The organism is Companilactobacillus baiquanensis (assembly GCF_003946605.1).
Lineage (GTDB): Bacteria > Bacillota > Bacilli > Lactobacillales > Lactobacillaceae > Companilactobacillus > Companilactobacillus baiquanensis.
Genome location: NZ_RHOQ01000001.1, coordinates 293,381 through 317,253, shown reverse-complemented (window position 1 = coordinate 317,253; position 23,873 = coordinate 293,381). Strand labels below are relative to the sequence as shown.

The 23,873-nt window shown below is 33.1% G+C and carries 21 protein-coding genes; 3 read left to right on the top strand and 18 right to left on the bottom strand.

Going from position 1 to position 23,873, the window contains the following annotated elements:
- Window positions 1-53 precede the first annotated feature (53 nt).
- Together EKM77_RS01610 and EKM77_RS01605 are read right to left on the bottom strand one after the other, a co-directional pair.
- Complete coding sequence (locus tag EKM77_RS01610) at window positions 54-821, bottom strand: hypothetical protein (protein WP_125591980.1); 768 nt, start codon at window positions 819-821, stop codon at window positions 54-56.
- Between the two features lie 12 nt (window positions 822-833).
- On the bottom strand, window positions 834-1,856 hold the full coding sequence (locus EKM77_RS01605; protein ID WP_125591978.1) for an acyltransferase: 1,023 nt from the start codon (window positions 1,854-1,856) through the stop codon (window positions 834-836).
- Between the two features lie 169 nt (window positions 1,857-2,025).
- On the opposite strand from EKM77_RS01605, the gene lepB reads away from it, so the two are divergent.
- The 3 genes from lepB to EKM77_RS01590 all read left to right on the top strand — a co-directional run bounded on the left by lepB (window position 2,026) and on the right by EKM77_RS01590 (window position 3,945).
- Window positions 2,026-2,691 carry a signal peptidase I gene (gene lepB, locus EKM77_RS01600; RefSeq protein ID WP_125591976.1) on the top strand — a complete coding sequence of 222 codons (666 nt, stop codon included), beginning with the start codon at window positions 2,026-2,028 and terminating at the stop codon, window positions 2,689-2,691.
- A gap of 45 nt (window positions 2,692-2,736) precedes the next feature.
- Entirely contained in the window at window positions 2,737-2,922 is a 186-nt protein-coding gene (locus EKM77_RS01595) for an LBP_cg2779 family protein (RefSeq protein ID WP_125591974.1), read from the top strand.
- A 141-nt stretch (window positions 2,923-3,063) separates the two neighbouring features.
- The gene (locus tag EKM77_RS01590; RefSeq protein WP_125591972.1) at window positions 3,064-3,945 is read left to right on the top strand and encodes a helix-turn-helix domain-containing protein; all 882 of its coding nucleotides are present in this window, start codon (window positions 3,064-3,066) and stop codon (window positions 3,943-3,945) included.
- On the opposite strand, the gene EKM77_RS01585 is transcribed toward EKM77_RS01590, so the two are convergent.
- The 16 genes from EKM77_RS01585 to era form a co-directional block, all read right to left on the bottom strand.
- Entirely contained in the window at window positions 3,935-4,522 is a 588-nt protein-coding gene (locus EKM77_RS01585) for a TetR/AcrR family transcriptional regulator (protein ID WP_125591970.1), read from the bottom strand. The genes EKM77_RS01590 and EKM77_RS01585 overlap by 11 nt on opposite strands.
- A gap of 195 nt (window positions 4,523-4,717) precedes the next feature.
- Window positions 4,718-5,905, bottom strand: a complete 1,188-nt coding sequence (locus EKM77_RS01580) for a DUF2075 domain-containing protein (protein ID WP_125591968.1) — start codon at window positions 5,903-5,905, stop codon at window positions 4,718-4,720.
- A gap of 56 nt (window positions 5,906-5,961) precedes the next feature.
- Entirely contained in the window at window positions 5,962-6,147 is a 186-nt protein-coding gene (locus tag EKM77_RS01575; protein ID WP_125591966.1) for a 2-hydroxymuconate tautomerase, read from the bottom strand.
- A 142-nt stretch (window positions 6,148-6,289) separates the two neighbouring features.
- Window positions 6,290-7,729 carry a MucBP domain-containing protein gene (locus EKM77_RS01570; RefSeq protein WP_125591964.1) on the bottom strand — a complete coding sequence of 480 codons (1,440 nt, stop codon included), beginning with the start codon at window positions 7,727-7,729 and terminating at the stop codon, window positions 6,290-6,292.
- Between the two features lie 226 nt (window positions 7,730-7,955).
- The gene (locus EKM77_RS01565; RefSeq protein WP_125591962.1) at window positions 7,956-9,320 is read right to left on the bottom strand and encodes a hypothetical protein; all 1,365 of its coding nucleotides are present in this window, start codon (window positions 9,318-9,320) and stop codon (window positions 7,956-7,958) included.
- A gap of 135 nt (window positions 9,321-9,455) precedes the next feature.
- The gene (locus tag EKM77_RS01560) at window positions 9,456-11,777 is read right to left on the bottom strand and encodes an L-type lectin family protein (RefSeq protein ID WP_125591960.1); all 2,322 of its coding nucleotides are present in this window, start codon (window positions 11,775-11,777) and stop codon (window positions 9,456-9,458) included.
- 142 nt (window positions 11,778-11,919) lie between these two features.
- Complete coding sequence (gene pepT / locus EKM77_RS01555; RefSeq protein ID WP_125591958.1) at window positions 11,920-13,161, bottom strand: peptidase T; 1,242 nt, start codon at window positions 13,159-13,161, stop codon at window positions 11,920-11,922.
- A 12-nt stretch (window positions 13,162-13,173) separates the two neighbouring features.
- Window positions 13,174-13,965: a Nif3-like dinuclear metal center hexameric protein gene (locus EKM77_RS01550; protein ID WP_125591956.1), complete on the bottom strand. Its 792-nt coding sequence runs from the start codon at window positions 13,963-13,965 to the stop codon at window positions 13,174-13,176.
- Window positions 13,965-14,654, bottom strand: coding sequence for a tRNA (adenine(22)-N(1))-methyltransferase (locus EKM77_RS01545; RefSeq protein ID WP_125591954.1), 690 nt, complete (start codon window positions 14,652-14,654; stop codon window positions 13,965-13,967). The genes EKM77_RS01550 and EKM77_RS01545 overlap by 1 nt, the downstream gene beginning before the upstream one ends.
- Window positions 14,655-14,663: 9 nt before the next feature.
- Window positions 14,664-15,860 carry an SAM-dependent methyltransferase gene (locus tag EKM77_RS01540; protein ID WP_125591952.1) on the bottom strand — a complete coding sequence of 399 codons (1,197 nt, stop codon included), beginning with the start codon at window positions 15,858-15,860 and terminating at the stop codon, window positions 14,664-14,666.
- 124 nt (window positions 15,861-15,984) lie between these two features.
- Complete coding sequence (gene rpoD / locus EKM77_RS01535; protein WP_057765331.1) at window positions 15,985-17,097, bottom strand: RNA polymerase sigma factor RpoD; 1,113 nt, start codon at window positions 17,095-17,097, stop codon at window positions 15,985-15,987.
- Between the two features lie 21 nt (window positions 17,098-17,118).
- The gene (gene dnaG / locus EKM77_RS01530) at window positions 17,119-18,939 is read right to left on the bottom strand and encodes a DNA primase (protein WP_125591950.1); all 1,821 of its coding nucleotides are present in this window, start codon (window positions 18,937-18,939) and stop codon (window positions 17,119-17,121) included.
- Between the two features lie 80 nt (window positions 18,940-19,019).
- The gene (gene glyS, locus EKM77_RS01525; protein WP_125591948.1) at window positions 19,020-21,086 is read right to left on the bottom strand and encodes a glycine--tRNA ligase subunit beta; all 2,067 of its coding nucleotides are present in this window, start codon (window positions 21,084-21,086) and stop codon (window positions 19,020-19,022) included.
- Window positions 21,079-21,987 (bottom strand): glycine--tRNA ligase subunit alpha, encoded by a 909-nt coding sequence (glyQ, locus tag EKM77_RS01520; protein WP_125591946.1) that lies wholly within the window; start codon window positions 21,985-21,987, stop codon window positions 21,079-21,081. The genes glyS and glyQ overlap by 8 nt, the downstream gene beginning before the upstream one ends.
- A gap of 222 nt (window positions 21,988-22,209) precedes the next feature.
- Window positions 22,210-22,965: a DNA repair protein RecO gene (gene recO / locus EKM77_RS01515; RefSeq protein ID WP_125591944.1), complete on the bottom strand. Its 756-nt coding sequence runs from the start codon at window positions 22,963-22,965 to the stop codon at window positions 22,210-22,212.
- Window positions 22,965-23,873 carry a GTPase Era gene (gene era / locus EKM77_RS01510; RefSeq protein ID WP_125591942.1) on the bottom strand — a complete coding sequence of 303 codons (909 nt, stop codon included), beginning with the start codon at window positions 23,871-23,873 and terminating at the stop codon, window positions 22,965-22,967. Before era ends, recO begins: the two co-directional genes overlap by 1 nt.

Here is a 23,873-nt window from a genome sequence, read left to right as displayed (position 1 = left end):
ACCCACCTAATCTTAGTATTACTTGTACGATAACATTTTTATGTTGCAATTTTTCAGTTAATCAAATAGATTTTATCGGAAACAAGATCATACTGTTTATAAAGCTCATTTAACTTTTCAACTTCAGGACTATCAAGAACTTGGGCACTCTCCCAAAATTTACGACTGTTTGTAGCTCCATTCTTTTCGCCAATGACGAATAATTCAAGATCAAATTGGCGAACTAACTGTAAAATATCGTAATCAATTTCTTCTCGATCGGGACTCCACGCTAAAACAACCGCATCCACTGATTGTGAATACTTGTTTAAAGCGGCTATTGCATCAAGGTTTTCGACATTGACCAAAGTATTGAGGCCAGTTTGACTTTGTTTAGACCAGCTTAAATCATCAGTACAAATGGACTTTATACCGTTATCCATAAATCCTTTTGAAATATAGCCATTACCAGCCATTAATTCTAAATAGATCTTATTAGGATAAAGTTCACTCCAGGTCTTCATCAAATCACTTGTTATCGTAGCCCAATACCCAAATCGAACTTGTAAATAAGTCCTGAACTCACGCAAATCATGATCAAATTTTTGTAGATCTAAAACTACTTTTTCAAATTCTGGCTGACCTAATTCGATCAAAGAACTCAAATAACTGGAAACTTCTTTTTTTGACAATTGAAAATGTGGAAAGTGATATTTTGGTAATTCTTTATTGGCAAGTGATTGACAAACATGATCCATAAAATCTACTCGAGCTTTAAAACGTTTACCGTTAGGTAAATTTGATATCTGTTGTCTTAATCCACCAATATAGCTTGAAACCATACACTATTACCTCTAAATTAAATATTTTTTAGCAATTGGAATTAAACTGATAAGCCAAACAATTACTAATGAAATCAACGTTGCTAATGCAAAAACACCCAAGAAATTTAAACTACTAACATAATATTGTGCCAAACGAATCCCAATTCCATGAACTAAATAAACGCCATATGTCAAAGGAGCAATGAATTCGATAATTTTACCTGCAAAAGAAGGTATCTTTTTATTGATCATCTTAAATGATAGGAAGATCAAGCTTGAAATTACTGGTACAAAGACGGATGGTTCATAGCCAGTTACAGGAATATGAACACTACTATCATGATAAGTCCAATAATTAATGCCGATCATAGTAACGATTAAAATAAGACTGATGATCAAATTAATTGATAAATGAAGCTTTCTAGTATCTACTTTAGATAATTTATAACCTAAAATAAAGTATCCCAGAGATTTAGATATGAAAAATAAATTACCAAAATTATCTACTTTAAAAATATCTGCCCACGGACTTGGCATAGTGACAACCAAAAATGGAAATACCATATTAGTAATAAACCAAAGAATCAAGGCGTAATTTAATAATTGTTCACTCATATTATCTACCAGTGCTTTGATCAAAGGTGATATCAAGTAAAAAGCAATCAACGGATAAATGAACCAATATGCCTCTAACACTGGTTGATGATAGATCATTAACATATTTTTCAGCGTCTGATGCCAAGAAAAACCTGTATTTGGATCGATAGTTTGAAAAAAAGCGGTTGAAGCAAATGACCAAAAAACAAACGGTATCAAGACACGAGTTAAACGATGTTTGAATAAGTACCAAACCCCATAAGTTTTGTCACTATTTAATAGATTTGCCCCACTGATCATAAAGAATAGTGGTACAGCTGGAGTAACAATAACAATAATCGCGTTGGCAAGATTCCAATAATTTGAAAAAGATTTCGTAATTAAAATATCAGCACTTGAATGTGCCATGACCACTCCAAGCATTGCAATAACTCTAATAAAATCAATATAAATCAATCTCTTTGATGAATTAATAATTATGATCCCCTTTAAATAAAATTCTTAAACATTATACAATAGTTAGTCTCTCATTTTGCTAATTAAAAAAGATTTAAAAACAATACAATTATTTCCAATAATCTTCAAAAAGTGTAATATTCTAGTTAGTATACATACGAGGTGAATTATGGCAGACAATAGAACAAGACGAAAGCCTAAGAAGGATGAAGAAGGCGGTTGGAAGTTTTGGCTGCAGACAATAGCGTTGACCGCAGCCATATACGCAGTCCTCTTCCTACTTATGCAATTCGTTTTTTCAAATGACAAGGTTTCAGGGCCCTCGATGCAACCAACCTTTGAAAATGGAGATAAAGTCATTGCCTTTAGGCATACACAATTATCTCGAGGAGACGTAGTTGTTTTAAAGGCACCTGACGAACCTGGATCATTTTATATTAAGCGTATTATCGGATTACCTGGTGATACAGTAGTTTCTAAGAACAACAAGATTTATGTCAATGGAAAGAAATTAGATGAGTCATTTTTAGATGCAGGTTCTAAACTAAAAGAACCAGAAACAAGTATTTATGCTAACAAACCATACAGCTATACCTATGATTTTACCCTAAGTGAACTTGCTAAAGAATCTTCAGAGTATAAACAAAGATATAGTAACAGCTATCTTAAAAAAGTTGAAAAGACTAATAAGGTTCCTGCAGGCTCCTACTTTGTAATGGGAGATCACAGAACAGTATCAAAGGATAGCCGAATTATTGGTTTTATCAATAAAAAGAGTATTATTGGTGAAGTCAAATGGCGCTACTGGCCATTAAATAAGTGGTCAACGTTTTAATTAATCTCATCTTAATGCTATGATTTAATTAATGGAGGTAGTGATATGGATAAACCAAATATTGCTGAAACAATTATTCACTTTGAACGTGATAAAAATATGAACGATACACAATTTGCTTTTGAAAGTCACCTCTCAGTTGAAAGAATTCATAATCTTAAATCTGGTGATTATGAAGCTACAGCTGAAGAAGAAAAAGTAATCCTAGAATACATCAAGCTACATTCATAATTAATTGATTTGAGCGGACAATGTCCGCTCTTTTTTTATGGATAATTTTAAACTTTTTACTGTCTAATATTACTATATGTAATATACACTAGATATATAAGGTCCAAATATGATTAAAGATAATATTAAAGGAGAATAATTATGCTTTTAGGTAACGTAATTCAAGAAAAACGAAAATCTATGAATCTAAATCAAACCGAGTTATCTGACGGAATTTGTACCCAGGCAATCATCAGTAAAATAGAAAATCAAAATATTGCTCCTTCAATTAGCATTTTGATCTCCATTTGCCAAAAATTAAATTTAACTTTAGATCAAGTGTTTTCTGAATTCTCTTCACTGCCATCTAGTAATCTAGTTCAAGATAAATTTGAAGAATTAGATGCAGCTATGCAAAGTAATAATTACTCAAAACTTCAAAGTAACCTACCTACAATAAAAGAGAGTGCCCTCCCCTCCTCACAAAAAGCACATTTGCATTTTTTATGGGCTGCTTTAGCAAAGTCCAAAAATGATTTCGACGAAGCAATTTTTCAATTAAATTATTCGTTAGATATACTAACTAATCGCAATAGTTTTTGGGGAAACATGATCTATTCTGAATTAGGACAAATATATCTAGAAAAGTCTCAAGAAACAAAAACAGCCTATTATTTCGATTTAGCATATAGCAGTATTGATGTCGTTGTCAGTTCTAGCTTTGATTATTTCTATTACCGGACTACTATCCTAAGACTGGCCAATTGGTATAGTGAGAAACAAAACTATCAAAAAAGTGATGAGTTAATAAATTTAGGACTACACAAGTTTGATAAATTCTTTACGGCCAAATTCACTGATCAATTGTACTTTTTATCAGCGGTCAATATATTAAAAAAGGATCCCATCAACTACAACAAATTAAGTCATGCTTTAACCACCGCAATCGCATTTGCTGATTACAATAACAACACCGACTTGATGGATCAAATAAAGCAACTCATGAGCTCTCACAACATCAATGAGTTAAAAATCAAACCTTAATAGTATTGCCAAACTGATCATCAACGCCCAAAAGATCGTATGGACTTAAATAACGAGTTTTCATGATAATGTCAATGATCGTGTCTTGGTCTTCTGGATGATCCTTAGAAAGCCAATATTTGATCGTATTAAGCAAACCAGAAACTACGATCTCATAAGCATAATCACTAGGGATCAAATTAACAGTCTCATCATTTCCTTTATCTAGATATAGACCTTGATCGACAACTTGTCGTAAAACATTTCTTATCTTGTCTTCAAAAGAAGGTATCTTGATCAAAATTTTAACTAAATCAAATTCAGATTCGATATAGCCAATAATCGGCTCGATTACCGAATCTCTTTTTGTCTTATCACGTAAAACCTTATTCAAAGTCTGACCTAAGGACTTTAACGTGTCATCTTCATAGTGTTGTAATAAATCGAATTTATCATCATAATGCGCGTAAAATGTACTACGATTAACTTTGGCATTATCGGTAATATCACTAACAGATAAATTTTCAAAACCCTTGTCCTCCATCAATTTGATGAAGGATTTTTTTATTTTACTATCCGTTTGAGTATTTCTTTTCATACTTGTGCCTCCTTAATACAACTATATGTTGATTTAGTGTGTTTAATAGTTGTTATCTTATTACTAAAACAACACTATGTCTATATAGTAGCGTAACATATTTACCTATTCTCTATTAATTGAGTCAAAAAAAACCTGATCTCTTTACCGAGATCAGGTTCGTTAACTTTAAATATTTTTTGTTATGTAACCTTATTAGTTTACTAAGAAATCAAAAATTCTTGAGTCATGAAAGTAAATATACAATCCCTTAACTCCTCTTTTAAGTAAAACATTCATAGAATTAAGAATAATTTGTCGCTTTGCTAGATCGATATCATCAATATCTTTAAAAGGTCTCTTTTTAAAAGCTTCATGATCTTCATATTTAGAAATATAGATCTTTATTTTACCTGGACTATCATAAACAATTGATGGACCAACTATCACTGCAACATAATTTAAATCAAATCCTTGAATGGTATAGATGGACCCTACTTCGTTGATCGTCGATTCTTTTTCAGCCCAAGTAGTTTGAGAATAGTTATATTGATCCCAAGGCAATTGGAAATTGCCTTCATTAATATAATGTTTTTTGCCATCTAAAGTTGATGGATAATCAGCCGTTGAAACTATCCGTGATTTTTTAAAGATCTGATTATCTAAACGCAATTGCTGATACATTTTTTCTGCATCTTTAAATATTTTAAAATCATATCCTTGAATAGTGCCGCCTAAATATGAACTAGTTTGCTTATTAATAGGATCTAGTTTTAGTTTATTAGTTAAATCATCGATCCATTGAGTAATTTTTCTTGGTGCTTTCATTCTCATTTGTGTATGAAGTGTCTTTAACTGATAATTCAAATTATATCGGGAAACCAAACTATCAATATAATTTTGGGACCAGTAGCTCTTCATTTTTAAAACTTGTCGTTCATCATAGACTATGATCACAACTTTACTAAGTTTGATAACTTCTTCCAATTGATTATCTTGAGAAAAATTATTATAGCGATCAGGTTCACTTAATAATAAATGAGCTTCATCTATAACTACAATATCCGCAGTTTTCTGTTTTTTATTCATTTGATTGATAAACGTGGTTGGCCTTAAGAATCTATTTTTACGTAGTTCCGGAAATTCACCAGTATTATCTTGGTAAACTTTTAAAAGTTCGGGATGATTTACTAAAAAGTAATTATTAGTTCGATGTTCTTGTTGTTCGATTTTTAAAAATAATTGCGTTAAAATAACACTTTTGCCAGTACCGGCATCTCCATTTAATTGGAAAAGTCCTTTGGTGTTTTGTTGCAAATTACTACGACAAAAATTTAATATATCATTTAAAACATCTTGCTGCTCAATCGTAAGGTGTTTATTTGGTAAAACAGAGTCTAACATTTTCTCTCCTTCAAAATAAAAAAGCTATGTCGCATTCCGACACAGCCAAAGTTTACTTATTCATCACTCTTTAGAACACCGCCAACTGCATAATGTTCCTTCTTCATTTCACTCAAAACAACATGGATGTTTTCTTTAGGTGCCCCAACATTCTTAGAAATAGCTTCAGTAACGTCTTTTACCATTCCTTTTAGTTGTTCATGGTCGCGTCCTTCAATTAGTTCGATGTGTACTAGTGGCATAATATCCCTCCAAAGTTATATTTTATAAGTGCTGTATCCACAGTATAGAACAAATCTATGGTTAATTGTAGGATTAATTTGATTTATTTTTAGAATATTAAAAACACCTAAACCTTGGCTGGTTTGGGTGTTTTGGAATGATTTATTCTGTTGTTGAAGTGTCGGTAACTGGTGTAACGTAGAACGTTATCTCATTTGGACCAGCTTCAGTTACGTTAACTGTATCTGTTGATGTTTTGGCACTATCTAATTCATAGCCTTCTGGTAAGTTTGGAGTTGCTTTATACTCCTTACCTACTTCTTGATCCTTTACTGTTTCTTCAGAATCAGTGAGTTCGTCATTAGTTGTTGTATCTACATACTTAACTGTTACATTTGCTGTTTTGGCTACTGGTGTAACGTAGAACGTTATCTCATTTGGACCAGCTTCAGTTACGTTAACTGTATCTGTTGATGTTTTGGCACTATCTAATTCATAGCCTTCTGGTAAGTTTGGAGTTGCTTTATACTCCTTACCTACTTCTTGATCCTTTACTGTTTCTTCAGAATCAGTGAGTTCGTCATTAGTTGTTGTATCTACATACTTAACTGTTACATTTGCTGTTTTGGCTACTGGTGTAACGTAGAACGTTATCTCATTTGGACCAGCTTCAGTTACGTTAACTGTATCTGTTGATGTTTTGGCACTATCTAATTCATAGCCTTCTGGTAAGTTTGGAGTTGCTTTATACTCCTTACCTACTTCTTGATCCTTTACTGTTTCTTCAGAATCAGTGAGTTCGTCATTAGTTGTTGTATCTACATACTTAACTGTTACATTTGCTGTTTTGGCTACTGGTGTAGTAGTACCACCACCATCAGTATCACCAGATCCACTATTATTGTTACCGTTATTATCTGTATCAGTACCTTCGCCTGTATCTGTGTCAGTATCTGGCAATGGTTCAGCGTCTGGATCATTTGCAATATATGTCTTATCTGAACGTGAACTTTCGGAAATTAAATTAGAATCCTCTGCTTTTACCCATTCATCGGTCGAAACACGATAATAGGTAACACCATCAACTGTAACCTTAGTATCTGTTTTCCAATCTGTATTAGCTGCTAGAGCACGGTTAGAAATCGGTTTAGCACCTTCTAATGGATTACTATAAAGTTGAGTATTGTTTCCCACATGAACAACACCACTTAAATCTTGTTTGGAAGTTTCATCCTGTAAGTCCATTTGATCGATATTTGCATATTCATTTGTGCTTACTTTAAGATACGTCTTGCCATCCACACCGATGACAGCTTTATCTGTCTTCCAAGAAGTTCCACTTTGAAGTCCTCTGTCTGATCTATGAATATTACTTGTAGTGACATCATTCCATAACGGAATTGAGCTTCCGTTAGTTGTATTGACTGTTGCTACATTATTAACGGCTGATGCATCTACTGTTTTTTGACCTAAAATTGACACACCAAATAATGTAATAAAGGTTAAGCCAACAGCTAACCATCCTTTCTTACCATGAACTAATTTCACACGATAAGTTTTCTCCTCTAATGCTTTTTCTAGGCGTTTTCTTTTAAAGTCCATCTATTCATTCGTCCCCTCGAAACAAATTTGGGAAAATTTACAGAAAAAATATGCTTAAATCACGCATAAATAAAAAAATTCCTCAACACACATATTTCATTTATCAATTTTCCTATACACTATAGTATATAACAACATATATACTAAATGAAGACCCTTACATTGATATAAGGAAATAATTCTAAAAAAACAATTCTAACTGTCAATTAAGTTAGAATTGTTTTTTTTAATTATTTGCGTAAGCCCTATAAGCTTGAGTTAATTCATCATCATACATTATGAAATGACCACTATATAGTTTACCATCTTCAGTAATACCGATATTTCTACCAACATCACTTATTTCATTACCTTCTTCTGCAATTGAATAATATAGTCTATAAATCATAGGCACTGGGTTAGAGGTACCATCCATTTTTTCAGGTGAACGGACTGGTAATGTTTCACCATCCCCAGCTTCTAAAACATGGAAATAATCGTCTCCTTTATTTCTAAAATAATCAGTTACCCAATCAGCAAAGTCTTCCTTTGTTGGGAAAACATCTTCAACTGATCTACCAGAAGAATCAGAACTTGAACCCTTCTTCATTTGTGAATCAAAAGTTGAAACAGAATAACTATTAATATAGTCATCGTACTTAGGCTGACTTTGCGATGCATCATCAGGATGACCATCCTCCATCGTCCAAGTATCGAATTCACCACTGATCAAATCTAAATCATTATCATGATATTTCAGTTTCAAAGTTTTACCTGCTAAGGATTCACCAATCTTTTGATATTCAAATCCACCAAGTTTCATCAAATCACCATAATATGCTTTAGATTGATTAGATACTTTCAAAGTCATAATATGATTATTCGAATTATATGAATAAGTACCTTGAAATACTGCCATTACAGCAGAATTTTTTGCAGTATTCCTAGAATCTTGATAACCGTATCTCCAAATAAATTTATTATTCTTAAAAGTAATTGCATTCATTGGTGTGTCCATACCATTTGAAGTGAAACCATGACCAGAAAAACTATTATGAGCACTATCGTACTTCTTTAGTTCACTTCGATAATGTTTATGATAATTAACAGTTGCTTTACTTGTTGGATAAAGTTTAACTTTATTGACCGTACCCAACAAATAAGATTTTTTATTCTCAATTTTTATTGGATGATCTTCGGCTGCACTTAAAGTATTACCTTGTCTTTGAACAATACTAGTTGGAGCTTTTCCCTTTCTTAAAGCAGCATCACTACTGAAACGTTCTTCGGTTACACTATCGATATTCATCGTAACATCACCATTTTTAGCGATCGTATAAGTACCTTTTTCAGTAAATCGTCCGGCAAAACCTTTGGAGCTAATTATATCTTGAACAAAATTACCATCTTTTCCAAAATACATCGAATATTTATAGTCTGGATCATTAGCTGTTCCATTACCTTGATATAAACCTCTAAAATTGTGTCCTTTGATGACAATATTACCATTACTGCTAGTTTTACTTAATTTAGGCTTGGCACTAGTACATCCGCCCAAGATAAGTAAAAATATCATACTTATAATTAGTAATAAATAATTTCTTTTCCTCATACTTCCTCCCCCAACAATGAAATGCAAAAAAGAATGCATTGATATACTAAAAAAATATCAGATACATTCACATTTTACAAATTCATTATTTCCATACAAAATATTATACATTAAATTTATTATTGTATGACGGAATTAGATGTTTTTTATGCCATCGACTAGTGACCAAGAAATCGTCCCACTATACACACCAGCAGGATTATACTTCCCAAGTTGCAATAATACTCCACTATCTTTGGTCCACTCACTGGCAACATCAACAGTTTGAACATCGTCACTTTCTTTAGTATTCCAATAAATACTTTGATAATTATTTAAAGGATAGATTCGACCATTTAAACTACGATATATTATGTTCCCATCTAATTTATGACCCAATTCATTAAAAAGATCAGTTGATTTAGCTTGGAGAGTCCAGCCTTGTCCAGAATTACGACCATCAATAACCTCTACCTGCCAACCATCTTGTCTTGGAATTATTTCGTTTGATTGAACTTGTTTAATATTTTGAAATGAAACTTTCTTTTCAAAATCACCAAATTCTAGATTTCCACTAATATTAAAGATCAGCTGCACTTTTCCCGTTTGCAGGCCTTTATTATCGGTCGCATAAATCGTTAAAATATTTTGGCCTTTGATCAGTTCAGTTTTGGGAATTTCAAAGTCAAAAGCTGCATTCGACCCATTATATTTAGTCAAATTGAATTCATTAGTATATTTGCCCATATTAATATGTAAAGTAACATCACTTGGACGAATATTATTTCCGTTTGTATACCAAACCTCACCATTAATTGGAATTTGATCAGGTACCTTATCTAAAGAAATTCCATCGATTGAAACTGCTGATTTAGCACTTATCATCATTTGCGGCAAATCAATAATAAAATCTTGATTATCATCATCAATAATGAAATTATCACTTTCAAACTTAACGTGAGTCATAGGAACTTTAGTTTGTTCACCTACTAAATTAACGTTAGCATGCAATTCGATTTTGGCATGATTCATATTATTAGATAAGGCTCTGCCCAATGTGTGTATGACTTGATCATTGCTATATTCACTTAATGGTATTTCCTCACTCGTACCATCGCTATAAGTGATAGTTCCTGAAGTATAACTAACTTGTTTTGGTAAATTGATCTTTGCCAAAATTTTAGACCATTCTTTAGAACCATTCTTATAATTTAAATTATAAATAAAACTTAGTTCGTCCCCAGAATCAACGTGTTTATCAGTTGCGGTCAAAACTTTATTCTTAGTATTATCTTTAATACTTGTCGTGGAATCTGCACTAACAAATGAAGGAATACTTTCAAAGACAATTAAATTATTCTCCATATATTTACCAGTAGAACCTGTAAAACCCCACCTTAACTTATTACTACCATTTAATTTGAAGTGACTCATATCCAATTTAATAGATTTACTAATTGGATTAGGCAAAGCTGTTCCATCTACACTATTCTTATCATCGAATGTATAAGAAAGAACACTATTAGAATGATTAAATTTGACTGTCATATGGTGCCACTTACTATTAGTTAGATTCAATTCATCAACTAAATTATTATGATTCATAACATAATAATCCTTTTCCCTATCCACAGTAGAAAACCATGGGAAATAAGTATCAGAAACATCCGGGTAATCCATATTAATATGCTGTCCTTTTATAGGAGGCTTGTGAAATCTTTGTATTCTATATTCAAATGAAACTCCTTCACCACTGATATCCTTATATTCACCCAAAATATTCAGAAAAGTATCAAATTCAATTGCAAAACTATTTTGAATCGCAGTTGGTAAAATTTTATCGGTTTCTCCAAAATTCGGACTAAGGTTATCAAAGTCTGCTCCCCAAACTCCTAAAGTTTCTCCTGGAGCTGGGTTTCCTTTGAATCTAGAAATAGCTCGTATACCTCCGAAGGGATTATCTGTATTTTTCGGATCATCTTGAGCATTTTGTAATACAAATGCCATCCCATCACCCACTTCTTTAGGTTTACTACTATTAATCGGATGACCAAAATATAACCACATCGACATTGTTTGATCTTTAGAAATATCAAGATAATTAGATTGATCGATATTACTCCAAATTGATCCTAATTGATAATGCCCATGATTAACACGCAAAATACGCGTATTGTCTGATCGATCCAAGGCGTTTCGTTTAATAACTTTAGAAGAATTCATATTTTCAGATGAATCTACTTTAGTAAAAACACCTTGTTGAAAGGTTGGATCTGAAATATCCAAGCCTCTAGGAGCAGTATCTAAAGCATTTTGCAGATCGATCGGATCTTCTGGATCTTCATCTGCTGGCAGTTTTTTTTCAGCTGCAATGGAATTTACAATTAGATAGTTATTATTAATAAAAGATATGATAGTAAAATTAAATAACAAAAAAAATATGATTACTATTTTCTTGCTTATTTCATTAATACGCATAAAATAACCTCTTTAATATAATTAATTGATCAAATTAGTTAATTAATTATATCAAATAATGAGGTTTAGGATGTATACGATTTTTTTATATTTGATAACAAAAAAATCACACTTCAAAAGTGTGATTATTTATAAATCGTTATTATTTATTTGCGCTATTAAGTTTGATAATTTCGAGAATTACATCGACCGCTTTTTCCATCGACTCTTCAGCCACATACTCAAAACGCCCATGCATATTCTCGCCACCAGCAAACATATTAGGAGTTGGTAAGCCCATAAATGAGATCTTTGAACCATCAGTTCCACCACGTACAGCATCTTCATCAAGTTCAATACCTAAATTCTGCATAGCCTTTTCAGCAATTCTAACAACCTCCATATGATCCTTAATAACATCGATCATATTATAATACTGGTCTTTCATGTCGATCTTAACCGTATCTACACCATACTTATCATTCAAATTCTTCACAATTTGAATGATTTTATTTTTACGATTTTCCAATCCATCACGTTCAAAATCACGAATAATATATGAAAGTGAAGCTGAATCTACAGTTCCTTTAATATCCAATAAATGGAAGAAACCTTGTCGACCATCAGTCTTTTCAGGGACTTCATCACTTGGTAAAGCATTTTGAAATTCATTTGCAACACCAATGGCATTGATCATGATACCTTTTGCTGAACCTGGGTGAACATCTTTTCCGGCAATATTGACTTTTAAACTAGCAGCACAAAATGTTTCATATTCAAGTTGTCCAACTGGACCACCATCAACTGTATAGGCAAAGTCAGCACCAAAATTTTTAACATCAAAATTGTCAGCACCAGTTCCTATCTCTTCATCAGGACCTAAACCAATTTTTACTTTCCCATGCTTGATTTCAGGATGAGCTATTAAATATTCCATAGCAGTAATAATTTCACTAACACCTGACTTATCGTCAGATCCTAACAAAGTATCACCACTTGTCGTGATCAAAGTTTGACCAACATATTTATTTAATGAAGGAAAGACTTTTGGATCTAAAGTATATTTCCCTTCAGCATCCAACTTAATAACGTCACCATCATAATTTTCAACGATTTTAGGTTTAATATTCTCTGAATTAAAATCAGCAGTATCAACATGAGAAATTAACCCTAAGACAGGTACCTCATAATCTAAATTAGAAGGTAATTCAGCTGTTAAATAAGAATCAACTGGATTGATTTTAACATCAACTAAACCAATTTGATTCAACTCATCTTTTAATTTATTTAAAAAGACTGTTTGTCTTTTTGTTGAAGGAACAGTAGTTGAATTCTCATCTGAACGAGTATTCTGTTTAACATAATCCAAAAAACGTGGAATTAATTTTTCATATTTTACTGCCATTAGTTTCACTCCCTAAATAAAATTATATGGTTCAGTATTTACTTCTGATTGAATGATTTCGATATCCCACTTATTAGCTTTTTTCCAATCGCTTAATAAACGGGCCATTTTCTCAATAAAAATAGCTTCAATATGATGACCAGGATCAATCACGTTCAATCCGTTTGACATCATATCATGAGCAGTATGGTAATAAACATCCCCGGTAATAAAAGTATCAGCACCAGCTTTTAAAACTTCTGGATAAAATTTACCAGCATCTCCGCCAATAATTGCTACTTTTTTAACTGGTTGACCTAATTCTGATTTTACATAGCGTAGGTTTGGTAAATGATAAGTATCACGAACCTTTTTCGCAAAATCTAACAGATCCATCTCTTCAGGCAAATCACCCATACGACCGATTGAATAATCATCGTTAGGATCAAGATAGCGAGCATTCTTCAACTCTAGTTTTTCCATTAACCAGTCATTCATACCACCATGTGCTTTATCCAAATTAGTATGTGCTGAATGAACAGCAATATTATGTGACAATAAATCGCGATACATTTTATTTTGTGGCGAGTCTAAATCGAGATTTTTGGGTGAGTGAAACATTATAGGATGGTGAGCCATGATCATATCAACATTTTTATTGATAGCTTCTTCAACAACCTTAGGACGAACATCAAGTGTCGTCATAATAGTATGAACTACTTGGTTACGATCACCAATTTGAAAACCAGTTGGATCACCATCTTCTTTGATAGCTAATGGTGCAAATTCTTCTACATGATTAATAATATCTTGTACTTTGACCATTACAAAATCTCCTCAACATATTTAATATATTGCTTCATTTTGTTTATTTTATCGATATCAATTTTTTTGGCATGTTGCATATTACTAACAGCTTTATTATAGCCATTCAGTTTACGATGCCATTTTTTTAGAAAATCGGAAGACTTTTGTTCCATCAAAATAGGACCCATTAAATATTGGGCGTCATTTAAATTTGATGCATTTGCTGTCTTATGAGCTTTAATAATCTCATAATCATGTTTTTCATCTTCTAAAATATCTTCATCAACTATTTCAAATCCATTCTCGATCAACCAATGTCTGACCAATGGTTCACCAATATTAGGTTGCAATATCAACGTCTCTACATTTGATAACTGATCTTTCGTAGCTCGTGTTAAAATATCACAAATTAATATTCCACCCATGCCTGCAATAACAACTGTATCAATTCTGTCTTCTGGAAAAATAACGGCTAGACCATCACCTAAACGGACATCAACGTTTTCACTTAAGCCAAATTTATCAATATCAGCTTTAGAGCGAGACATCGGACCTTTGGCTACTTCACCGGCAATTGCGTAATCAATTATCTTCTTTTCAATTAATTCAACTGGTAAATAAGCATGGTCGGAACCAATATCGGCAACTCTAGCATTTTTATCAACCATTTTAGCTACGGCTTGCAGTCTGTTTGATAGTAAAGTCAAATTAAACCTCTATTCTGCAGTCTTACGATCTAAGTCTGTCATATATTCACGTGTCATTGGCATTGCTGTACCACTTGGTCCATTTGTTAATAGATATTGGATTACATCGATATTACCACTTTCAAATGAAGCAGCACAACCTTGAAGGTATAGATCCCACATACGAACAAATCTTTCACCGTACATATCTTTAACTTTGTCTTCAACTTTTAAGAAATTATGGCGCCAAATTTCAACTGTTTTTTGGTAATGACGACGTAATGGCTCAAGATCATCAATTTGTAATTTTGCATCCATAATATGTCCAATATTTTCTTTAATATCGGGAATATAGCCACCTGGGAAAATATACTTAACTAACCATGGATCAACACCTAAGCCTTCATGTTGTCCGGTAATACCATGGATCAAAGCACTACCATTTGGTTTAAGCATCTTTTTAACTGTCTTAAAGTATCCTTCTAGGTGTGTTTCACCGACGTGCTCAAACATACCAACTGAAACTACGTGATCAAATTTTTCATCGATTTCACGATAATCTTCAAGGATAACTTCCATTTGATCAGTTAAATTTTCTTCTTCAATCTTATTTTTAACATAGTCATATTGTTCCTGACTTAAAGTAACACCTTTAGCTTTTAATCCATATTCTTTGGCTGCTGTAAACATCATTGTTCCCCAACCACAACCAATATCGATAATGCTTTCGCCAGGTTTTGTATTTAATTTATTTAAAATATGATGAACTTTATTCATTTGTGCCTGTTCAAGTGTATCTTCTGGGGTACGGAAATAAGCACATGAATAAGTCATTGTCTTATCAAGCCACAATTTATAGAAATCATTACCGATATCATAATGTTCCTGAATTTCTTTTTTATTATTTTCTTCACTATGACTGAACTTAGGAACAAATTTCTTTAACTTGATACTCGACATAAAACTGTCAGATTGTGTGTAAGCTGATGTAATAAGCTTTTGAATCGAACCTTCGATTTCAATATCCTTATCCATATAAGCTTCACCTAAAGTAAGTGTGGCATGTTTAACAACTTCTGAAATTGCAATTTTCTTATTGAACTTGATTGTTATGTCAGACTTTCCTTCTGGTCCATAGTTTTTTTCTTTTCCATCCCAAAAAACGACCTTGATCGGAATTGTAAATGAATGTGAAAAAATTTCATCATAAATCTTTTTATCTAGCATATAAACCCTCCAAAAAGTAGATATATTAATGTTAACGCAACTTGTAAAAAAACATAACTATTTAATATGAATAAATGAAAAAAATAAAAAGAACAGTAAATTTCATACTGTTCTTTTCCAAAATCTATTCCAAAAAGTCTTTTAATTGTTTAGATCTTGATGGATGGCGCAATTTTCTAAGAGCTTTGGCTTCGATTTGACGAATTCTCTCACGAGTAACGCCAAATACTTTACCAACTTCTTCTAGTGTTCTTGTTCTTCCGTCGTCTAGACCAAAACGCAAACGAAGCACATTTTCTTCACGATCTGTCAAAGTATCTAGAACATTTTCTAGTTGCTCCTTCAACAATTCATATGAAGCATGGTCTTCAGGACTAGTTGCATCAGAATCTTCGATGAAGTCACCAAGATGAGAATCATCCTCTTCACCAATTGGTGTTTCCAATGAAACTGGTTCTTGAGCGATCTTTAGAATATCACGAACTTTACCAGTTGCCATATCCATTTCAGCACCAATTTCTTCTGGTAATGGCTCACGGCCAAGATCTTGAAGTAATTGACGTTGAATTCTGATCAATTTGTTAATAGTTTCAACCATATGAACAGGAATACGAATAGTTCTAGCTTGATCGGCAATAGCACGCGTAATAGCCTGTCTGATCCACCAAGTTGCATATGTTGAAAACTTGAATCCTAGACGATAATCGAATTTCTCAACCGCCTTCATCAAACCCATATTTCCTTCTTGAATCAAATCAAGGAATTGCATACCACGTCCAACATAACGTTTAGCAATTGAAACAACCAAACGTAAGTTAGCTTCAGCCAGTCTTTGCTTAGCTTCTTCATCACCTTGTTCGATCTTCAAAGCCAAATCAACTTCTTGTTGTGCATTAAGTAAAGGAACACGACCAATTTCCTTTAGATACATACGAACTGGATCATTGACTTTAATATCAGTTGGAGCTGGTGTTTCTTTTTTAGTTTTCTTAGCACTCTTTTCTTCTTTTAGAAGTGAAAGCTTACTTGGATTACCTTTATCATCAACAACACCAATACCTTGATCTTCAAGTTCTTCAATAAAGGTATTAAGAGCATCGCCCTTTAATTTATATGGAGTAATAATTTTTTCTGTTAAGTCAGTCTCAGTGATCTTACCAGTTTTCTTTAAATCTTTAACAAGCTTCTTTGTAGCATTTTTAAGTTCTTTTGATACTGTTGTTTTTTTAGTTGCCATGTATTTTCCTCCAGTATGCTTCTAATTACTAGTTAACAATTTTCTTAAATCAATTAATTGCTTTGTTAGCTCTAATTGTAATTTATTGTCACCTACCATTGCAGCTTGTTTAAGTTGTTGATTGATTTCTGACACCTGTGATTCCAAATCATAATTGTTGATATTGGATATATAATCTTCAATCTCTTGTTCAGAATACTCTTGAGGCATCTTCATCATCTCTAGTTCAGCCAAAAGATTCTTGCCGCCGTCATCCAGCCCATTCATAAAGTCAGACATTTCCATATTATTGTTAATATCACCAAAGGCTAACAGTGATTCATAGAGTTTTTGATAATTATCGTGAACAAAATGAAAGTTATTACCCTTTAAATTAGCTTTTAACTCTGGAAAATTTAAGGTCCAATACAACAAACAACGCTCAGATTTTTCAATTCTATCAAATTTATTAGATCTGACACTTGCAGTTGCACGTTCTAATGATACCTTTTGAATATCTTTATAATTATTAGCTGGCTGTTTGATAGCGTTACTTCGTCTTAAAGAATCTAGTTCTTTATTGATAGATTCTTTAGAGACATTCATCTCATCGGCAACCTTACCGACATACATATCAATTTCTACTGGTGAACTCAACTTGACGATTTCTTGAAGCGATTGATTCAAAAATTCTAGTTGGTCATGTTCGTTATTAAGATTGTAGTGCCGACGAAAATAATTAAGGATAAATGAAATTGGTGTTTGTACACCATTTTTGACTAAACTATTAAACTTCTCAAAGCCTTCACTACGGATATATTCATCTGGATCTTTTTGATCAGGAACACTGATGACTCCATAAGTAAAACGCTCATCACTAAGTTGCGTTAACGCTCGATAAGTTGCCTCAACACCAGGATCATCGCCATCGTAACAAATATTAATTTGATTAGTCAGACGACTTAACGTATACAGCTGCTGATCTGTCAAACTAGTACCCATCGATGCGACACCATTTTTGACACCTGCTTTATACGCACTAAGCACATCCATAAAGCCTTCAAATAAGATAACATTTTGATTATCTCGAATACTTTTTTTAGCATTGCTTAAGTTAAACAGAACTTTGCTCTTACTAAAAATTTCGGTTTCTGGACTATTTAAATACTTAGCCGTACTAGCATTTTTATCTAAAATTCTACCTGAAAATGCAACAACGTTTCCTGCCTCATCAGTTATTGGGACCATCATTCGATCTCTAAATCGATCAAACAGTTGACCATCTTCATTTTCTGCAAATAATCCTGATTTTCTCAAGATATCTTCAGAAATTGACCTATCTTTGAAAAACTGTAATAGCAAATCAGAGTTATTTGGAGCATATCCCAAATTGAACGTTTTAATTAAATCATTGTCGATTTCACGCTGATTAAGGTACTTTAATGCCCCACTACCATTTTCTGTCTTCAACAAAATATGATTATATAACTTAGCAGTTTCTTCATACATTTTCAGTAAAGTTCTGCTATCCGAATTTTGATAATTAGTGTTTTCGGTTTGGTAACTATCCGGAATAGGAATATTACCCATTTTGGCTACTTCTATTACGGCCTCAGGGAAAGACTTGCTTTCCATTTCCATAATGAATTTATAAACATTTCCTCCACGACCACAGCTAAAACAATGGAAAAATTGTTTTTCCTCTGTGACGGTGAACGAAGGGGTTCTTTCCTCATGAAAGGGGCATAAACCTACAAAATTCTTACCGGCTTTCTTGAGTTGAACATATTTACTTAAAACATCGACGATGTTAGTTTTCGAGGTAACCTCATCTATAAATTCCTGTGGAATTCGAGTTGCCACGGCTGTCACCTCCTCAAAATGTTTATAAAAACAGTGAATTATAGATTAACACATGGATTCATAAAACACAAATAATACACCTACTTAACTACAATTTTAGACAAGTTACCTAATTTTGCAATTAAATGGTTTGCAATAACTAATTGAGTAAGTCGATTGTTCTTAACCGCTTCATCTTTGGCCATGATCATATTCTCATCAAAGTAATTATCAATAACTGGTTTTAGACTAGCTAATGCAGTATACAACTTTTCTGCATCATTAGTATTTGATTTGCTTATCTTGGAAATTGCTTCTTCTAATTTACCTTCAGATGGATTTTCAAATAACTTATCGTCAACTGATAAATCATCACTAAACTTGAATCCAGCCTTTTGAGATAAATTAACAATTCTACTCAATGCTTCAATAACTTGTTTAAAGTCATCATCTGAAACATGATTTTGCAATACTTTAGCAATATCGATCATTGCTACTGGATCAACAGTTGATCCTTCACTGACAGCCTCAATAATATCGTTTCTAATATCAAGTGTATTTAACAATTGACGGATACGATCGATCATAAAGTCAGTAAATTCTGTTTGGTTCTTCGATAGATCCAATCCTTCCTTAACATTAAGACCTGCTAAGAATTCTTGAAGATCAGTAATATTTAATGACCATTGGTTTTGATCCAAGATTCTTACAACACCATAAGCTTGTCTTCTTAATGCATATGGATCATTTGAACCACTAGGGATAAGATCAACCGCAAAGAAAGTCTTTAAAGAATCGATCTTATCAGCAAGAGCCAAAGTTGCGCCTACTTTAGTCTTGGGAAGATCTCCTTCAGCAGAGATCGGCATATAGTGTTCACTGATTGCTTTAGCAACACCTTCTGTTTCACCCATTATGGCAGCATATTTTTCACCCATAGTACCTTGTAGTTCTGGGAATTCATCAACCATATTTGTAACAAGATCAAATTTATAAATATCACTTGCACGAAGTAGATCCTTTGTTTCTTGTTCATTCAAGTTAAATAATTTAGCTAAATGTTCTGAAATTGCATGAACACGTTGCATCTTTTCAAACATTGTACCGATTTTAACGTGGAAATTAACTGATTTAAGTTTTTCAACATAATCGGCAATCGTCTTCTTTTGATCTTCTTTAAAGAAGAAGTCAGCATCTTCTAGACGAGCGACAAGAACTTTTTCGTTACCTTGGATAACATTTTCAAGATATTTAGTATTACCATTTCTTACACCAATAAAGTGAGGTGATAATTTACCAGCTTGATCTCTCACAAAGAAATATCTTTGGTTATCTTTCATAGATGTGATCAAAACTTCTTCTGGTATTTCAAGATACTTTTTATCAAATGAACCGTAGAAGGTTGTAGGATATTCAACTAAGTTGTTAACTTCTTCTAGCAAGTCACTGTCAATGTCGATAACCCAATTATTATCAGCAGCAATTTTTTTAATTTGATCATTAATAATATTTTTACGCTCTGTTGCATCAACTATGACAAACTGTGAACGTAATTTTTCAACATAATCATCAGCATTGTCAATTTCAACATCTTTGCCTAAGAAACGATGTCCACGACTTATACGTCCTGATTTAACATCCAAAACTTTCAAAGGAATCTCTTCACTGCCTAGTAATGAAACTAACCAATGAATTGGACGGATATATTCAAAATCGTATGATCCCCAACGCATTCTTGTAGGGAATGTTAGTGACTCAATAACTTCAGTAATATTGCTTAAAATTTCATTAGCTGATTTACCAGCTTCATGTTTTTGAATGTAAACGTATTCAACACCTTTTAATTCTTCAAAGAAAATATCATCGACGGTCATCTTTTGACCACGGGCGAATCCTTGTGCAGCTTTAGTCCAATTGCCATCAGCATCTTTTGCGATCTTCTTTGCTGGACCCTTTGCTTTAACATCGATGTCTTCTTGCTTTTCGGCAACATCTTTTATAAGGATCGACAAACGTCTAGGTGTTGAATACTTTTCAATAGTAGAGAAAGATAGACGATTATCTTTTAAAAATTTAGCTGCCTTTTGTGCTAATTGATTCTCACTTTGAGTAACAACGTGGGCTGGCATCTCTTCCAAACCAATTTCTAATAAATAATTTTTAGTCATTTTCTTTCTCCTTTACTTTGCTACTTGCCAACAATGGGAAACCTAATTTTTCACGTTCCTCAACGAATGCCTTGGCAACTTTATGCGCCATTCTTCTGATTCTTGATAAGTAAGCAGCTCTTTCAGTAACAGAAACGGCTCCTCTGGCGTCGAGTAAATTAAATGTATGACTACATTTCAAAATATAATCATAAGCGGGATGTACTAATCCTAAATCCATCAAACGGTTAGCTTCTTTTTCGTACGCATTGAAAAATTTGAATAGCATGTCTTGATTACTTTCTTCAAAGGAATACTTAGAGTGTTCATATTCTGGTTCTTTGAAAATATCACCATATAAAACACCGTCACCCCACTCAAGATCATAAACAGAATTAACGTTTTGAATATATGATGCCAAACGTTCAACACCATATGTAATTTCACTAGTTACAGGATGAACTTGCAAGCCACCAACTTGTTGGAAATAAGTAAATTGTGTGACTTCCATACCATCAAGCCAAACTTCCCAACCAACACCAGCACAACCCATTGAAGGATTCTCCCAGTTATCTTCAACGAAACGAATGTCATGTTCCAATGGTTCAATTCCTAAAGCACGTAAAGAATCTAAATAATACTCTTGAATATTTTCGGGAGCTGGTTTCATTACGACTTGAAACTGATGATGTTGATACAAACGATTAGGATTTTCACCATAACGTCCATCAGCAGGACGTCTTGATGGCTCAACATATGCTGCATTCCAAGGCTCTGGTCCGATAGCTCTTAAAAAAGTATACGGACTCATTGTCCCGGCACCTTTTTCAGTATCATAAGCCTGCATCAACATGCAGCCCTTTTCACTCCAAAAACTTTGCAATGTCAAAATCATATTTTGTACATCTAATTTCTTATCCATTACTTTCTCCTCTCAGATAGACGCAAAAAAAGCCCTTGCAAGTATACTAAATACATGCAAGGGACGACTAATCGCGGTTCCACCCTTATTCAGGACCTAAGTCCTGCACTTTTGTATAAAAATAAAGTTTGTGCACCATAAAACTAATCACGGCTTTCACTACCCCGTGTCGCTGTTATATATAGTTAAATGATAACCATTTTCATAAAAATTGTCAATTCATTAAATATGCCAAGTATGCATATTATCAATAAATATTTTGCTTTTCGGATAAGATCCGATCGAACCTGTATAAATAGAATCGATCGCATGCTGAATCAAATCTTTATTACTATCTTTTATACTAATGCTGCTAATTTGGTTTAGAGATATTTTACTAAACAATCTTAAAAAATAAATCGTCTTTTCAGATAAATGTAATCGATGGATATCTTGATCAAAATGTTTTGAACAAATCAATCCTCCTAAAATAACTGAAAAATCAAAGCGTCCAGTCGTCTCACCTCCAACAACACAACGATCCATATTGGGTTCAACTCCAAAGACTTTCAAAAGATGCATTTGTAAAATATTTACCACTATTTGAGCATCGTAACCATTATTAATATAAAGTAAAGCTTTAAATAGATCTTTATACCAATCTTCAGATAAGACTTCATTCAAAAACGCATTGGACAGTAAATCAAACAAAAATGTCGCATAAGCATTCAATTCAATGTCTTTAACTATCTCGTCGAATTGTTTTATATTACTTGCCGAATTCAAGTAAGACAATCCTTCTTCTTTTACAATTCCTGAATAGTCTCCATATGAAAAAGGAATGACCGACCCAGAAATTTTAGATTTAGGACCTTGAGTTCCTCTAACCAAAAAGGTTTTAAAACCATACTCTTTAGTCAAAATTGTCACTAAAGCATCTTTTTCACGATAACGCTGACGTTTAACAACAATTCCAAAAAAATTAGTTGGTAATTTCATTAATTAATATCCTTGACCGAATATCCTGCACGAGACAAAAATAGTGGATCATCACGCCAATTCTTTTTAACTTTAACCCAAAGCTTCAAATTGATTTTCTCACCTAATAAATGTTCTATCTTAATACGAGAACCGATCCCAATATTCTTTAACATACTGGCACCCTTACCGATAACGATCTTTTTTTGTGTATCACGTTCTACATAAATAGTAGCTTCAACTTGAAGTTTACCAGTCTCACTGCGTTGATTCATTGAGTCGACAATAACTGCGACCGCATGAGGTATTTCATCATGTGTATCTTGCAGTATTTTTTCACGGATAAGTTCTCCAACGACAAAGTATTCAGGATGATCAGTAATCTGATCGTCATCATAATATTGTGGGCCTTCAGGTAATGCTTTAGTTAATGAATTGATCAAATCCTCGACATTATTACCATTAGTAGCTGAAATCGGAATAACCTCGGCAAAATCTAATAGATCCATGTATTCACTGATTTGAGGTGCCATTTCATCAGGATTGATCAAGTCGATCTTATTAAGAATTAAGAAAACTGGAGCTTTAACTTTCTTCAATTCATCAATAATAAATTTATCTCCAGGTCCGGCACTTTGGCCGGCTTCAGTCATAAATAATACTGCATCAACTTCTTTTAAAGCAGATACAGCCGCTTTATCCATATATTGATCCAAGCCATTATGAGGTTTGTGAATACCCGGTGTATCTAAAAAGATGATCTGACGTTCATCATCTGTATAAATTCCTTGTATTTTATTTCTAGTAGTCTGGGCTTTAGGTGAAGTGATTGCAATTTGCTCTTTAATAATACGATTCATAAAAGTCGACTTACCAACGTTTGGACGGCCAATAATTGCTACAAAACCAGAACGAAAATTTTTATTCAT

Bases quoted from the DNA above. Each gene is read 5' to 3' on its own strand.
- glyQ (WP_125591946.1), bottom strand. From the start codon at position 21,987: ATGGATAAGAAATTAGATGTACAAAATATGATTTTGACATTGCAAAGT.
- EKM77_RS01585 (WP_125591970.1), bottom strand. From the start codon at position 4,522: ATGAAAAGAAATACTCAAACGGATAGTAAAATAAAAAAATCCTTCATC.
- era (WP_125591942.1), bottom strand. From the start codon at position 23,873: ATGAATAAAAATTTTCGTTCTGGTTTTGTAGCAATTATTGGCCGTCCA.
- EKM77_RS01560 (WP_125591960.1), bottom strand. From the start codon at position 11,777: ATGCGTATTAATGAAATAAGCAAGAAAATAGTAATCATATTTTTTTTG.
- EKM77_RS01565 (WP_125591962.1), bottom strand. From the start codon at position 9,320: ATGAGGAAAAGAAATTATTTATTACTAATTATAAGTATGATATTTTTA.
- recO (WP_125591944.1), bottom strand. From the start codon at position 22,965: ATGAAATTACCAACTAATTTTTTTGGAATTGTTGTTAAACGTCAGCGT.
- EKM77_RS01590 (WP_125591972.1), top strand. From the start codon at position 3,064: ATGCTTTTAGGTAACGTAATTCAAGAAAAACGAAAATCTATGAATCTA.
- pepT (WP_125591958.1), bottom strand. From the start codon at position 13,161: ATGGCAGTAAAATATGAAAAATTAATTCCACGTTTTTTGGATTATGTT.
- EKM77_RS01570 (WP_125591964.1), bottom strand. From the start codon at position 7,729: ATGGACTTTAAAAGAAAACGCCTAGAAAAAGCATTAGAGGAGAAAACT.
- EKM77_RS01575 (WP_125591966.1), bottom strand. From the start codon at position 6,147: ATGCCACTAGTACACATCGAACTAATTGAAGGACGCGACCATGAACAA.
- EKM77_RS01610 (WP_125591980.1), bottom strand. From the start codon at position 821: ATGGTTTCAAGCTATATTGGTGGATTAAGACAACAGATATCAAATTTA.
- EKM77_RS01550 (WP_125591956.1), bottom strand. From the start codon at position 13,965: ATGGTCAAAGTACAAGATATTATTAATCATGTAGAAGAATTTGCACCA.
- glyS (WP_125591948.1), bottom strand. From the start codon at position 21,086: ATGACTAAAAATTATTTATTAGAAATTGGTTTGGAAGAGATGCCAGCC.
- EKM77_RS01540 (WP_125591952.1), bottom strand. From the start codon at position 15,860: ATGCTAGATAAAAAGATTTATGATGAAATTTTTTCACATTCATTTACA.
- lepB (WP_125591976.1), top strand. From the start codon at position 2,026: ATGGCAGACAATAGAACAAGACGAAAGCCTAAGAAGGATGAAGAAGGC.
- rpoD (WP_057765331.1), bottom strand. From the start codon at position 17,097: ATGGCAACTAAAAAAACAACAGTATCAAAAGAACTTAAAAATGCTACA.
- EKM77_RS01595 (WP_125591974.1), top strand. From the start codon at position 2,737: ATGGATAAACCAAATATTGCTGAAACAATTATTCACTTTGAACGTGAT.
- EKM77_RS01580 (WP_125591968.1), bottom strand. From the start codon at position 5,905: ATGTTAGACTCTGTTTTACCAAATAAACACCTTACGATTGAGCAGCAA.